13 protein-coding genes and 1 tRNA gene are annotated in these 12,554 nt (G+C 73.7%); 9 read left to right on the forward strand and 5 right to left on the reverse strand.

The annotated features are described in order from the left end of the window. Positions 1 to 208 precede the first annotated feature (208 nt). Positions 209 to 388 (forward strand): hypothetical protein, encoded by a 180-nt coding sequence (locus AB0O53_RS20415; RefSeq protein WP_136229439.1) that lies wholly within the window; start codon positions 209 to 211, stop codon positions 386 to 388. 112 nt (positions 389 to 500) lie between these two features. Here the strand turns inward: AB0O53_RS20415 and AB0O53_RS20420 are convergent, their stop codons facing one another. Both AB0O53_RS20420 and AB0O53_RS20425 read right to left on the reverse strand, forming a co-directional pair. Beyond that, complete coding sequence (locus tag AB0O53_RS20420; protein WP_403141266.1) at positions 501 to 1,304, reverse strand: inositol monophosphatase family protein; 804 nt, start codon at positions 1,302 to 1,304, stop codon at positions 501 to 503. Then, positions 1,301 to 2,476 (reverse strand): ferrochelatase, encoded by a 1,176-nt coding sequence (locus AB0O53_RS20425; RefSeq protein WP_351000591.1) that lies wholly within the window; start codon positions 2,474 to 2,476, stop codon positions 1,301 to 1,303. The genes AB0O53_RS20420 and AB0O53_RS20425 overlap by 4 nt, the downstream gene beginning before the upstream one ends. 172 nt (positions 2,477 to 2,648) lie before the next feature. Between AB0O53_RS20425 and AB0O53_RS20430 the strand changes: the two genes are divergently transcribed. Both AB0O53_RS20430 and AB0O53_RS20435 read left to right on the forward strand, forming a co-directional pair. Continuing rightward, a complete protein-coding gene (locus AB0O53_RS20430; protein WP_351000589.1) occupies positions 2,649 to 3,902 on the forward strand; it encodes an MFS transporter in 1,254 nt (417 codons plus the stop codon). Beyond that, positions 3,853 to 5,181, forward strand: a complete 1,329-nt coding sequence (locus AB0O53_RS20435; protein WP_351000586.1) for a D-arabinono-1,4-lactone oxidase — start codon at positions 3,853 to 3,855, stop codon at positions 5,179 to 5,181. The genes AB0O53_RS20430 and AB0O53_RS20435 overlap by 50 nt, the downstream gene beginning before the upstream one ends. 6 nt (positions 5,182 to 5,187) lie before the next feature. Here AB0O53_RS20435 and AB0O53_RS20440 read toward each other — a convergent pair whose 3' ends face one another. Further along, entirely contained in the window at positions 5,188 to 5,982 is a 795-nt protein-coding gene (locus AB0O53_RS20440) for a hypothetical protein (protein WP_351000583.1), read from the reverse strand. 527 nt (positions 5,983 to 6,509) lie between these two features. Here AB0O53_RS20440 and sepH point away from each other — a divergent pair. Next, complete coding sequence (gene sepH, locus AB0O53_RS20445) at positions 6,510 to 7,535, forward strand: septation protein SepH (protein ID WP_351000580.1); 1,026 nt, start codon at positions 6,510 to 6,512, stop codon at positions 7,533 to 7,535. 74 nt (positions 7,536 to 7,609) lie between these two features. On the opposite strand, the gene AB0O53_RS20450 is transcribed toward sepH, so the two are convergent. After that, positions 7,610 to 8,455 (reverse strand): sulfurtransferase, encoded by an 846-nt coding sequence (locus tag AB0O53_RS20450; protein ID WP_365197230.1) that lies wholly within the window; start codon positions 8,453 to 8,455, stop codon positions 7,610 to 7,612. Positions 8,456 to 8,630: 175 nt separating this feature from the next. Here AB0O53_RS20450 and AB0O53_RS20455 point away from each other — a divergent pair, with 175 nt between their 5' ends. Further along, positions 8,631 to 9,419 (forward strand): VOC family protein, encoded by a 789-nt coding sequence (locus tag AB0O53_RS20455; RefSeq protein WP_351000574.1) that lies wholly within the window; start codon positions 8,631 to 8,633, stop codon positions 9,417 to 9,419. Between the two features lie 52 nt (positions 9,420 to 9,471). Here AB0O53_RS20455 and AB0O53_RS20460 read toward each other — a convergent pair. After that, positions 9,472 to 9,546 (reverse strand) — tRNA-Cys (locus AB0O53_RS20460). 269 nt (positions 9,547 to 9,815) lie between these two features. Here AB0O53_RS20460 and AB0O53_RS20465 point away from each other — a divergent pair. The 4 genes from AB0O53_RS20465 (at position 9,816) to AB0O53_RS20480 (ending at position 12,551) form a co-directional block, all read left to right on the forward strand. Beyond that, positions 9,816 to 10,250, forward strand: coding sequence for a DUF6325 family protein (locus AB0O53_RS20465; protein WP_365197233.1), 435 nt, complete (start codon positions 9,816 to 9,818; stop codon positions 10,248 to 10,250). A gap of 136 nt (positions 10,251 to 10,386) precedes the next feature. Then, the gene (locus AB0O53_RS20470; RefSeq protein ID WP_351000568.1) at positions 10,387 to 10,689 is read left to right on the forward strand and encodes an SHOCT domain-containing protein; all 303 of its coding nucleotides are present in this window, start codon (positions 10,387 to 10,389) and stop codon (positions 10,687 to 10,689) included. A gap of 39 nt (positions 10,690 to 10,728) precedes the next feature. Further along, positions 10,729 to 12,096, forward strand: coding sequence for a chloride channel protein (locus tag AB0O53_RS20475; protein ID WP_365197241.1), 1,368 nt, complete (start codon positions 10,729 to 10,731; stop codon positions 12,094 to 12,096). Positions 12,097 to 12,110: 14 nt separating this feature from the next. Continuing rightward, the gene (locus AB0O53_RS20480) at positions 12,111 to 12,551 is read left to right on the forward strand and encodes a DUF7144 family membrane protein (RefSeq protein WP_403141276.1); all 441 of its coding nucleotides are present in this window, start codon (positions 12,111 to 12,113) and stop codon (positions 12,549 to 12,551) included. The last annotated feature ends 3 nt before the right edge of the window (positions 12,552 to 12,554 follow it).

Genomic DNA, 12,554 nt, shown 5'->3' on the forward strand with positions numbered 1-12,554 from the left:
ATTGCGTCGTACATCCTGCCCGTTTCGGCCGTAAACCGGCTGTAAGACGGGTCGTGGAGGGGCCCGCGGGACGGAAGTGAGGATTCCCTTGCCCGGAGAGGTTTCTGTGCCCAGGGTGCCGGGGAGGACGTGAGCACACCCCATCCACTCCCTGACGGCGGTATTGCCACGTGCCGCCGCCGACCCACGAAGAGGGGGCGAACCCATCATGGACGCATTCAGCGCGGGTCTCCTGCAGCGCATCAGGGCCACGCAGTCGGATCTCAGGCACGCCCGTGAGACGGGCGACGACTTCCTCGCGGAAGTGGAACAGGCGGAGCTGGAGGACCTCCAGCGCCTGGCCGCCGAGCACGGCGTTCCGGTCACGGCCGCCGCGCCCGCCTGCTGACCGGCCGCTGACCGGCTCGCGAGAGCCGGCTCACGCGACGTACAAGGACGACGTGGACCCGGGCCGCCCGAAGGGGCGGCCCGGGTCCACGTGCGTTCACCGCCGCCGTCGCTCAGTCGTGCCAGGCCCCGGCCTCTTCGAGCAGCGGCTGGAGCGAGGCGAAGACGGCCGGGGTGGCGGCCAGTACGAGTTCGCCCGAGGCGGGCTCCCCGGGGCGGCCGCCGGTCACGGCCCCCGCCTCCCGGGCGATCAGGTCGCCGGCGGCCAGGTCCCAGGGGTTCAGGCCGCGCTCGTAGTAGCCGTCCAGCCTCCCCGCCGCCACGTCGCACAGGTCCAGGGCCGCCGAGCCGCCCCGCCGGATGTCGCGCACCAGCGGGATGATCCGCTGCGCCACGTCGGCCTGGTGCGCCCGACGGGTCTGGACGTAGGCGAAGCCGGTCCCGACCAGCGCCTGGTCCAGCGGGGCCGCCGGACGGCAGGCCAGGCGCGCCGTGCCCAGCCAGGCGCCGCCGCCGAGCACCGCGTGGTAGACCTCCCCGCGCATCGGCGCCGCCACGACGCCCACCACGGTCTCGCCCCCGTACTCGGCGGCGATGGACACGCCCCAGCTCGGGAGGCCGTAGAGGTAGTTCACGGTGCCGTCCAGCGGGTCCACGACCCACCGCACCCCGCTCGTGCCCGGGGTGTCCGCGCCCTCCTCGCCGAGCATCCCGTCCTCGGGCCGCCGCTCGGCGAGGATGCCGGTGATCAGCTTCTCCGCCGCGATGTCCATCTCGGTCACCACGTCGATCGGGCTGGTCTTCGTCGCGGCCACCGCCAGATCGGCCGGCCGGCCGTCGCGCAGCAGGGCCCCGGCCTGCCGGGCGGCCTCCAGGCCGACCTCCAGCAGTTCGGCCTTCAGCTCTTCGGAGATCACGCCTTCGCTCCTCGTTCCCGGGCGTACGGGCTGTCCGCGCCCGCGGCGGCCGGCCGCGGGGCCCGCGCCGGGCAGCAGCCCACCGCGCACAGGTCGTGGCTCTGCCCCAGCGCGCCGACCCAGCACTCCCGCGGCGTCTCGCCGCGCTCCTTGGCGGCCCGCTCCAGGACGAGCTCCCGCACGGCCCCGGCGAAGCGCGGGTCGGCTCCGACGGTCGCCGAGCGCGCGACGGGCAGACCGAGCTCGGCGGCCTTGGCGGTGGCCTCGGTGTCCAGGTCGTACAGGACTTCCATGTGGTCGGAGACGAAGCCGATCGGCACCATGACCACGGCGGGGGCGCCCTCGGCGTGCAGGGCCTCCAGGTGGTCGCAGATGTCCGGCTCCAGCCACGGGATGTGCGGGGCGCCGCTGCGGGACTGGTAGACGAGCCGCCAGGGGCGGGTGACACCGGTGCGCACCGCGACCTCTTCGGCGATGACGCGGGCGACGTCGAGGTGCTGCTGGACGTAGGCGCCGCCCTCCCCGTCGGCGGTGTGGTCCTCGACCGGGCCGGAGGTGTCGGCGGCGGCCGTCGGGATGGAGTGCGTGGTGAAGGCGAGGTGCGCTCCGGCGCGCACCTCCTCGGGCAGGGCTTCGAGCGAGGCCACCACACCGTCGATCATGGGCTCCACGAAGCCGGGGTGGTTGAAGTAGTGCCGCAGCTTGTCGACCCGCGGCGGCTCCACGCCGTCCTGTTCCAGCGCGGCCAGGGCGTCGGCGAGGTTCTCGCGGTACTGCCGGCAGCCCGAGTACGAGGCGTACGCGCTGGTGGCGAGCACCGCGATCCGGCGGCGCCCGTCGGCCGCCATCTCGCGCATCACGTCGTTCAGGTAGGGCGCCCAGTTCCGGTTGCCCCAGTAGACCGGCAGGTCCAGCCCGTGACCGGCGAAGTCCTTGCGCAGGGCGTCGAGCAGCTCGCGGTTCTGCCCGTTGATGGGGCTGATCCCGCCGAAGCCGAAGTAGTGCTGCCCGACCTCCTTGAGCCGCTCGCGCGGGATGCCGCGCCCGCGGGTGACGTTCTCCAGGAACGGCACGACGTCGTCGGGTCCTTCGGGTCCCCCGAAGGAGAGCAGCAGGAGTGCGTCGTACGGGGCGGCTGGGCCGGCGTCGGGGGCACGGAACTGGTCTGACATGCCTCGAATCCTGCCACTCGGCCTCCCCGCCCGGTAACGGACCCGGCGCCGTCTCACACATCGGATGGCAGGTAAGGTCACCCTAAGTTCCTGCCCGGCGCTTTCCCCGTGCGTGCGCTTCGTCGCCAGACGTAATCTGTGTGAGCCAATCCAGTCCCTTACGGAGGGCACCTTGCCCAGTCCCTACCGCGCGATATTCGCGACCCCCGGCACCAAGGGGTTCACAGCCGCCGGCCTCATAGGCCGGATGCCGCTGTCCATGGTGGGCATCGGTGTCCTCACGATGATCACCGAGCTGGGCGGCAGCTACGCCCTCGCCGGCGGGATCACCGCCACCATCGCCCTCTCCGCCGCGGCCGTCGGCCCCCAGGTCTCCCGGCTGGTCGACCAGCACGGACAGCGCCGGGTGCTGCGCCCCGCCACCCTGGTCGCGGCCGCCTCGGTGACGGGCCTGCTGATCGCGGCCGCCCAGGGCTGGCCGAGCTGGACGCTCTTCGTCTTCGCCGTCGTCGCCGGGTGCGTGCCCAGTGTCGGCTCGATGGTCCGGGCCCGCTGGACGGCCCTGTTCCGCGACACCCCCCAGCTGCACACGGCCTACTCGTTCGAGTCCATCGTCGACGAGGTCTGCTTCATCGTCGGCCCGCCGCTCGCCGCGACGCTCTCGGCCGGCTGGTTCCCCGAGGCCGGCCCGGTGGTCGCCGTCGTGTTCCTGGTGGCGGGCGTGTGGTGGCTGACGGCCCTGACCGCGACCGAGCCGAAGCCGCATCCGCGCCACGAGCACTCGGACCTCTCGTCGGCGCTGCGCTCCCCCGGCCTGCAGGTACTCGTCGCGACCTTCGTCGCGACCGGCGCGATCTTCGGCTCCGTGGACGTGGCCACCCTGGCCTTCGCCGAGGAGCACGGCAGCAAGTCCCTCGGCGGCGTCTTCCTCGCGGTGTGGGCCTTCGGCTCCTGCCTCGCGGGCATCGTCTTCGGCCTGATGCACTTCAAGGGCAAGGCCGAACCTCGCTGGGTCGTGGGCATCAGTGCGATGGCCGTGAGTATGATCCCCCTCCTACTGGCCGGGAACCTTCCGTTTCTGGCCGTGGCGCTCTTCGTCTCGGGCCTCGCCATCGCTCCCACGATGATCACCACGATGGCCCTGATCGAGGCGCACGTACCACACGCGAAGCTGACCGAGGGCATGACCTGGATCAGCACCGGCCTCGCGGTCGGTATCGCGCTCGGGTCCTCCGTGACCGGCTGGGTCGTCGACGCAGCCGGTGCGCAGACCGGGTACGTCGTCTCCGTCTCGGCGGGAGCGGCCGCGGCGGCGGTTGCGTTCGCGGGATACCGCCGGCTGACGAGGCCGGCGCAAGGGGAGGAGCCAGCAACCGATGGGGACGGCGACAGCACGGAACGGCAGCACGGCGACCGCGTGGCGTAACTGGGCGGGCAACGTCACCGCCACGCCCACCCGCGTGGTGACCCCGGCATCGGTCGGGGAGCTCCAGGAGGCGGTCCGCCGGGCCGCCGAGGACGGGCTGCGGGTGAAGGCGGTCGGCACCGGCCACTCCTTCACCGCGGCCGCCGCGACCGACGGCGTCCTCGTCCGGCCGCAGGCCCTCACGGGGATCCGGTCGGTCGACCGCGCGGCGGGCACCGTCACGGTGGCGGCGGGTACGGCCCTGAAGGACCTGAACCGTGCCCTCGCCGCCGAGGGCCTCTCGCTCACCAACATGGGCGACATCATGGAGCAGACGGTCTCCGGCGCCACCAGCACCGGCACCCACGGCACCGGCCGCGACTCGGCCTCCATCGCCGCCCAGATCCGCGCCCTGGAGCTGGTCACCGCCGACGGCGAGCTGCTGACCTGTTCCGAGAAGGAGAATCCGGAGGTCTTCGCGGCGGCCCGGGTGGGCATCGGGGCGCTCGGCGTCGTCACGGCGATCACCTTCGCCGTGGAGCCGCTCTTCTTCCTGACCGCCCGTGAGGAGCCCATGGGCTTCGACCGGGTGACGGCCGAGTTCGAGGAGCACTTCGCGGAGAACGAGCACTTCGAGTTCTACTGGTTCCCGCACACGGGCAACTGCAACACCAAGCGCAACAACCGCAGCCAGGGTCCCGCCGCCCCGCCCGGACCGGTGAGCGCCTGGGTCGAGGACGAGCTCCTGTCCAACGGCCTGTTCCAGGCCGTCAACACGCTGGGCCGGGCCGTCCCGGCCACCATCCCCTCCATAGCCCGCGTGGCCAGTCGCGCCCTGTCGGCGCGCACCTACACGGACATCCCGTACAAGGTGTTCACCAGCCCGCGCCGGGTGCGGTTCGTGGAGATGGAGTACGCCCTCCCGCGCGAGTCCGTGGTCGAGGCGCTGCGGGAGCTGCGGGCGATGGTCGACCGCTCCGGGCTGCGGATCAGCTTCCCGGTGGAGGTGCGGACGGCCCCGGCGGACGACATCGCGCTGTCCACGGCCTCCGGGCGCGACACCGCCTACATCGCGGTGCACATGTACAAGGGCACCCCCTACCAGGCCTACTTCACCGCGGCCGAGCGCATCTTCACCGCGCACGGCGGCCGCCCGCACTGGGGCAAGGTGCACACCCGGGACGCGGAGTACTTCTCCCGCATCTACCCGCGCTTCGGCGAGTTCACCGCGCTGCGGGACCGCCTGGACCCGGACCGGGTCTTCGGCAACGACTACCTGCGGCGCGTCCTGGGGGCCTGAGGCGGTTCAGGGTGCGCCCGGCGGCGCCGGCGACGGTGTGGCGCCGCCGGCGCCACCCGGTGTCGGGGTCGGGTCCGGCGTCGGCTTCGGCGGTTCGGGGGGCGGCGTGGGCGTGGGCGTCGGACCGTGCGTCGGCTGCGAGGGGCCGGGCGCCGGCTCCCCGGAACGCGACGGGTCCGGGTCCGCGCCCGGGGTCCCGCCACCGCCCCCGGCACCGGAGGGGCTCGGGGAGGCCCCTGCGCCCGGGGCGTCGGTGCCGCCCCGCCGCTCCTTCTCCCCGCCGGCCGGGCCGTGTTCGGGCGGGGCGGGCCGGTCCCCGCCCGCCGTGCGGGTCCCGCCGGAGAAGAGCGTGCCGCCGCCGCTGCTGACGGAGGTGCCCGCCATGGCCTCGTAGGTGCCGAGCCCGCCGATGGCGATGGCGAAGGCCGCTCCGGAGGCCACCGCGGTGCGCTTCCATCCGCGCACCCGCGTGCCGTGCACGGTGGGCTCGCCGAACTCACCGGCCGGGCCGGGAGCCGCGGCCTCCCCTGCGGACGGCGGCACCTGACGGGCCTTCGGCCGGGCGCCCTCGCGCAGCTGGTCGCCGGTGCGCCGGAAGAGGTGCTGGATGACGGGTCCGCCGGCGGTGGCGACGACGCTGACCACGCCGGCGCCGAGGATGGTGCCGTAGACGCCCATCTTCGAGGCGAGCAGGGCGGCCGCGACGGTGGCGAGGGAGGATCCGGCGACCTGGGCCACGCTCAGGTCCAGCTTCTTCCCCTCCGGTTCGGTCCCGACGTCACGCGTCGTCTTCTGACCCATCGCCATCCCCTGTGTGCCCGGCCTCTCGTGCTTCTCCTCTTTCAGCAGTTACTGACAGCTGAGCGAAGGGGATAGTTCCGTTTCGGGCGATTCTGTGAAGCAGGACACCCGGGTTCGGGTGCCGGGCGCAGGTGGGACCCGACAGCGGGCAGGCCAACTCCCGCCGTCCGGGGAAACTTCGGCGGCGCGGCGGTCCACCCAGGTGGCCCGAATGGAGTACTGTGGCGAGCCCTGGGTCTGTCCTTCCTTTCGGATGTCCGGATCCGGGAGAGGGGGCCGGCTGACGGAAAGCGGCACTCGAAGACCGGCGATGCCGCGGCATTGCACGGTTCCTGCTGCGCACAGTAACCACTCGGTCACTGTGCGTGCCCAACAGGTAACCGTGCCATAACGGCGATCAAGGGCGCATGCCCGACACGCCGGTTTAACTCGGCAAGGTTGTGGCAGGCTGCACCCGGGCAGGCCACACTCGACTAGCGGAAGCAGCGACGCACGTGACGTCGGCAGGCACCACCCGGGAGGTCCCCATGCCCGAACTGCGTGTCGTGGCCGTCTCCAATGACGGCACACGACTGGTGCTCAAGGCTGCGGACAGTACGGAGTACACGCTTCCGATCGATGAGCGGCTTCGGGCTGCCGTACGCAACGACCGTGCGCGCCTGAACCAGATCGAGATCGAGGTCGAGAGCCACCTCCGCCCCCGCGACATCCAGGCCCGCATACGAGCCGGTGCCTCCGCGGAGGAGGTCGCCCAACTCGCCGGCATCCCCGTCGACCGCGTACGCCGCTTCGAGGGCCCCGTGCTCGCCGAGCGCGCCTTCATGGCCGAACGCGCCCGCAAGACGCCGGTGCGCCGGCCCGGCGAGAACACCGGTCCGCAGCTCGGCGAGGCCGTGCAGGAACGCCTGACCCTGCGCGGGGCCGACAAGGACTCCGTCCAGTGGGACTCGTGGCGCCGCGACGACGGCACCTGGGAGGTCCTCCTGGTCTACCGGGTCGCGAGCGAGCCGCACTCGGCGAGCTGGACCTACGACCCGCCGCGCCGGCTGGTCGTGGCCGTGGACGACGAGGCCCGCTCCCTCATCGGCGAGTCCGAGGACCTGCCGGCGGCGCCGGAGCCGAGCTTCCCCTTCGTGCCGAGGATCGCGCGCCTGCCGCGCGACCGGCCGCTGGACCGCGCCCTGGACCGGCAGCTGGAGCGGGTCGAGCCCCGGCCCGCGCCCGTACCGGAGCCGGAGGAGGAACGGGACACGCTGACCAGCCTGCTGGAGGCGGTACCGAGCTTCCGCGGCGACATGGTCGTCCCCGAGCGCACCGAGCCGACGGACACGGAACCGGAAGCGGAGGAGCCGCCGGCCCCCGCCGCGTCGGCGGGCGCGGGCGCCGCGTACGCCGATGTCCTGATGCCCCGCACGGTGGCGGGCCACCGCGACCGGCTGACGGGCACCACCGACCGGCAGGCCGAGGCCGACGGGGTCCGCCCCGGGCGCCGTGCGGCGGTGCCGAGCTGGGACGAGATCGTCTTCGGCACCCGGCGCAAGAAGCAGGAGTAGTTCCCGCCGACGGCCGAAGCGGCGGGCCGTGCGTCAGGGCGGGACCGGCGAGCGCGCCGGTCCCGCCGCTGCGCCTACTGGGGGTCCGGACCCGTGGCCACCGGGCGGGCGGGGTCGGCGCACCAGTGCGACCAACTGCCCGCGTAGAGGTCGGACTCGATACCGGCCACCTCCAGGGCGAGCACCTCATGGGCTCCGGAGACCCCGGAGCCGCAGTACACGCCCACCGGGGCGCCCTCCGACGCGCCGAGCGCCTCGAACCGGGCCCGCAGTGCCTCCGCCGGCAGGAACCGGCCGTCGGGGCCCACGTTCTCGGTGGTCGGGGCCGACAGCGCGCCGGGGATGTGACCGCCCACCGGGTCGATCGGCTCCACCTCACCGCGGTACCTCTCCCCCGCCCGGGCGTCCAGGAGGACGCCTTCGCGCGCCCGCAGCGCCGCCGCGTCGGCGTCGAGCAGCCCGAGCGCACCGGGGGTTGGCTTGAAATCGCCCTCAACCGGAATCACTCGTTCGGCCGTGAGTTCGCCCCCCGCAGCCGTCCAGGCGGCCAGACCGCCGTCCAGGACTCGCACGTTCGGGTGACCCGTCCAGCGCAGCAGCCACCACGCGCGGGCCGCCGCCCAGCCCTGACCGCCGTCGTACACGACCACGGGCGCGTCCGCCGGGACCCCGGCCCTGCGCATCGCCGCGCCGAAGGCTTCCGGGTCCGGCAGCGGGTGGCGCCCGCCCGACCCGGCCGGACCTGCCAGTTCGCGGTCGAGGTCGACGTAGGCGGCACCCGGCAGGTGCCCGGCCTCGTACGCCGGCCGCTGGTCGGGGCCGCCGAGCTGCCAGCGGACGTCCAGCAGGACCGGCGGCCTGGTGCCCGCCAGCTCGTTCCTCAGTTCGGCGGCGGAAAGGATCGCAGTTTTCGCAGTCATGGCGGCCATCTTCCTCCCCGCCCGGCACCCGTGTAACAGGGCCGTCATCAGCGGGGCACCCGGTTCCGGTCAACTCCGGTCCGGACCACCGGAATGCGGCGCGGCCGGGGCGCGCCGCGTCCGCCGGAGTGGAACCATCAGCACCGGTGACGGCACGACGGAGGAGACGGCTGACATGACCGAGGCAGCGGAAGCGACCCGGCGCACCCCCGGCACCCCGTGCTGGGTGAGTCTCATGGTGCACGGCCTCGGGAGCACCGAGGACTTCTACGCCGACCTGTTCGGCTGGGAGTACGTACCCGGGCCCGAACAGCTCGGTCCGTACGTCCGCGCCGTGCTGGACGGACAGGAGGTGGCCGGGATCGGCGAGATGCCGCCGGACGGGCACCTGCCGATGGCGTGGACGACGTACCTGGCCACCGACGACGCGGACGCGACCGCCGAGTCGGTCCGGGCGTGCGGCGGCACGGTCGCGGTGGGACCGCTGGACGCCGGCATCGCGGGACGGGTGGCGATCTGCTCGGACCCGCTGGGCGCGGTCTTCGGGCTGTGGCAGACGCAGGCCCGGCGGCCGGGCGCCCGGCCGCGCGGCGGTCCGGGCACCCCCGTCTGGCACGAGCTGATCACCCAGGACACCTCGGCGGTCGGCAAGTTCTACGAGCACGTGTTCGGCCACGAGGCGCAGACCGACGACACCGCCCCGGACGACTTCGACCACCTCACCCTGAACCTGGCGGGCCGGCCCGTAGCCGCCGTGCACGGCGTGGGCCGTTCGCTGCCGCACGACCGGGGTCCGCACTGGCTGGCGTACTTCGAGGTGGAGGACACCGACGCGGCCGCGCGGCGGGTCGAGGAGCTCGGCGGGCGCGTCGTGGACCCGCCCCGGGAGGGCCTGCGCGGACGGCAGGCCACGGTGGCGGACCCGGAGGGCGCGGTGTTCGCCCTCGTGTGCCCGCGGCCCTGAGCCGCACCGCGGGGGGACTCGGTCGGCGGGCCGCCCGGGCGGACCTGCGTCGTGGAGACCGTGGCGGGATTCGAACCCGCGTCACCGGATTTGCAGTCCGGCCCCTGGGCCACTCGGGCACACGGTCGTGGTGGCGCTTCGGGTACGACCGTAGGCGCATCCCCCGCCCCGGGTGAAGGGAACGCCGCGGCCCGACACACGACTGCCATACCCCGTTCACGAAGCGCCGCGGGCAGGGCCGTCGGGGCGCGGGTGCGAAGGTGCGAAGGCGTCGTGGGGGTGCTCCAATGAGCTGGAGTGCCGCCCCCGCACCGGGTGCCGGGGAACGCGCCGCCGAAGCCGGGCGGCGGCCCACGGCCCGGTCACCCCCCACCGGACGGCACGTGAGGAGCGGTGATGAGCGACGACATCGAAACGATGGGGCCGGTCGACTACCTGATCGTCGAGTTCCCGGGCAACAAGATGACCGGTGAGGGCTTCCCCCTGCTCGTCGGTCTCGTGGATCGCGGCATCATCCGCATCCTCGACCTGGTCTTCGTCCGCAAGGATGCCGATGGTTCGGTCGTCGCTCTGGAACTGAAGGACGCCGGCGGCGGCGAGATGGACCTGTCCGTCTTCGAGGGCGTGGCCTCGGGCCTGCTCGGCCAGGACGACATCGACGAGGCCGGTGCGGCCCTGGAGGCGGGCAGCTCCGCCGGGATCCTGGTCTACGAGAACGTCTGGGCGGCGCCGTTCGCCCGCGCCCTGCGCCGCGGTGGCGCGCAGCTGGTGGCCGGCGGCCGGATTCCCGTCCAGGCACTGCTGGCCTCGCTCGACGCCATGGAGGCGTGAGCCCGGCCGCGGGCGGCGGGCCGCGGGCAGCGCCCCGATCCCGACCCGCGGCACCCCACCCACCCCACCACCCCGCCCGCGGACCGGACGCGCGCCGCGCCCGTCCGCCCCTCGGCACCCTGGGAGATGACGCCCCATGCCCGGACTTCTTCGTGGTATCGCCCGTACCGCCGTCGTGGCCGGAACGGCCACAGCGGTGTCCAACCGCGTGTCGCGGCGGCAGGCGGGCCGCTGGTCCCAGCAGGAATACGAGCAGCAGCAGGCCGCGGCGCCCCCGCCCCCTCCGCAGCCCGTGCAGGCCGCACCGCCGCCCCCGCCCCCCGGCGACGACATGAGCAGCAAACTCGACCAGCTGCAGAAGCTGGGCGAGCTGAAGGCCCAGGGGCTGCTCACCGAGGAGGAGTTCGCCCAGCAGAAGGCACGGCTCCTCGCGGGCTGAGAGGCCGACCGGTCACGGGGGACGGGAAGGGATGACCCCATGACGGCACCGCGCACCCCGGCACCGGCCCCGGCCGAACCGCCCCCGGAGGGCGACCGGCTGCGGGACATGCTGCGCACGCCCGGCTACCTGAAGCTCCTCGTCCTGTGCGCGCTCATCGGCATCCCCGTCTCCCTCGCGGCGTTCTGGTTCCTGGTCGGGCTCCACGAGCTGGAGCACCTGGTGTGGTCCGACCTGCCGGAAGCGCTCGGCTGGAGCGGCCCGCCCTGGTGGTGGCCGCTGCCGATGCTGCTGGTGGCGGGTGTCCTGGTCGGGCTGGTGGTGACCCGTCTGCCCGGCTCCGGCGGGCACATCCCCGCCTCCGGACTGCACGCCGGAGGAGCCACCTCCGCCGCGCTGCCGGGCGTCGTCCTGGCGGCGGTGCTCAGCCTGCCGCTGGGCGCGACCCTCGGCCCGGAGGCCCCGCTGATCGCCCTCGGCGGGGGGCTCGCGCTGCTGTTCCGGGACTTGGCCCAGGCGCCCGCGACCCCGCAGAGCACGGTGATCCTGGGCGCGGCCGGAGCGGCCGCCGCCATCTCCGCGATCTTCGGCAATCCGCTGATCGGCGCCGTACTGCTGATGGAAGTGGCCGGGGTGGGCGGACCGCAACTCTTCGCGATCATGCTGCCGGCCCTGCTGTCCAGCGGGGTCGGCGAGCTCGTGTTCACCGGCTTCGGCCGCTGGACGGGCCTGGCGTCGGGCAGCCTGAAACTGGACCTGACCGGGCCCTTCCCCCGCCTCGACGCGCCCGACGTGCTGTGGTCGCTGCTCCTGGCGGTGGTCCTGGGCGTCTTCATGCACTTCGTGCTCGCCGGCGGCCGCTACGCCTCCGTGTACGTGGCCCGGCGGCCGGTGGCCCACACGACCGTCTGCGCCGTGGCGGCCGGCGCCTTCGGCGCGCTGTACGCGCTCGTCACCGGCAACTCACCCGTCGACGTGGCCTCGTCCGGCCAGGCCGTGATGAACAGCCTGGCCTCCGATCCGCAGGCCTGGGGCATCGGGGCGCTGATCGCGGTCCTGCTGTGCAAGGGCGCGGCGTACGCGCTCTGTCTGGGCAGCCTGCGCGGCGGGCCGATCTTCCCGGCCCTGTTCCTGGGCGCGGCCGCGGGCGTGCTGTTCGCGCCGCTGCCGGGACTGGGCGTCATTCCCGGTCTCGCGGCCGGCATGGCGGCCGCAGCCACCTGTGCGCTGCGGCTTCCGGTCAGCAGCGTGGTGCTCGTCGTCCTGCTGCTCGGCAGCGGCGCGATGATCCCCGTGATCATCCTCGCGTCCGTGGTCGCCTTCGTGGTCACCGAACTGCTGCCGCCCGGGCCCGAAGTGCCCCCGGTGGGCACGGCGGTCGCGGCCCCCGCGGCCGGCGCGAAGTGAGGAAGGAGCCTGTCATGACGAGTCACGTGGGCGGAGCCCGACCCGAGGGCGCCCCGTCGGCCGCGCACAGGAGCGGCTTCAGCGCCCGCAACGGCTGGCTGTACTTCGCCGGCTTCCTGATGGTGTTCGGCGGACTCATGATGATCTTCTCGGGCATCTCCGCGATCGCCAGGGACGACGTCTTCATCCCCACCCCGCACTACGCCTACGCGTTCGACCTCACGAGCTGGGGCTGGATCCACCTCGTCCTGGGCGTCGTGATCCTCTGCGCCGGACTCGCCGTGATCCGGGGCGCCCTGTGGGCCCGGGTCGTCGGCCTGGCACTGGCGGGCCTCAGCATGGTCGCGAGCTTCATGTGGCTCCCGTACACGCCGTTCTGGGCCCTGGTGCTCCTGGCGATCGACGGCCTGATCGTCTGGGCGCTGTGCACGGCTCCCGGTCTGACGGGGGACTGAGCC

Origin of the sequence: Streptomyces erythrochromogenes, assembly GCF_040684695.1 — a bacterium.
Classification (GTDB): Bacteria; Actinomycetota; Actinomycetes; order Streptomycetales; family Streptomycetaceae; genus Streptomyces; species Streptomyces erythrochromogenes_C.

What these genes read in the sequence shown, in the direction of transcription:
- AB0O53_RS20470 (WP_351000568.1), top strand. Translation starts at nt 10,387, where the DNA reads ATGCCCGGACTTCTTCGTGGTATCGCCCGTACCGCCGTCGTGGCCGGA.
- AB0O53_RS20435 (WP_351000586.1), top strand. Translation starts at nt 3,853, where the DNA reads ATGGGGACGGCGACAGCACGGAACGGCAGCACGGCGACCGCGTGGCGT.
- sepH (WP_351000580.1), top strand. Translation starts at nt 6,510, where the DNA reads ATGCCCGAACTGCGTGTCGTGGCCGTCTCCAATGACGGCACACGACTG.
- AB0O53_RS20415 (WP_136229439.1), top strand. Translation starts at nt 209, where the DNA reads ATGGACGCATTCAGCGCGGGTCTCCTGCAGCGCATCAGGGCCACGCAG.
- AB0O53_RS20465 (WP_365197233.1), top strand. Translation starts at nt 9,816, where the DNA reads ATGAGCGACGACATCGAAACGATGGGGCCGGTCGACTACCTGATCGTC.
- AB0O53_RS20450 (WP_365197230.1), bottom strand. Translation starts at nt 8,455, where the DNA reads ATGACTGCGAAAACTGCGATCCTTTCCGCCGCCGAACTGAGGAACGAG.
- AB0O53_RS20440 (WP_351000583.1), bottom strand. Translation starts at nt 5,982, where the DNA reads ATGGGTCAGAAGACGACGCGTGACGTCGGGACCGAACCGGAGGGGAAG.
- AB0O53_RS20480 (WP_403141276.1), top strand. Translation starts at nt 12,111, where the DNA reads ATGACGAGTCACGTGGGCGGAGCCCGACCCGAGGGCGCCCCGTCGGCC.
- AB0O53_RS20455 (WP_351000574.1), top strand. Translation starts at nt 8,631, where the DNA reads ATGACCGAGGCAGCGGAAGCGACCCGGCGCACCCCCGGCACCCCGTGC.
- AB0O53_RS20425 (WP_351000591.1), bottom strand. Translation starts at nt 2,476, where the DNA reads ATGTCAGACCAGTTCCGTGCCCCCGACGCCGGCCCAGCCGCCCCGTAC.
- AB0O53_RS20475 (WP_365197241.1), top strand. Translation starts at nt 10,729, where the DNA reads ATGACGGCACCGCGCACCCCGGCACCGGCCCCGGCCGAACCGCCCCCG.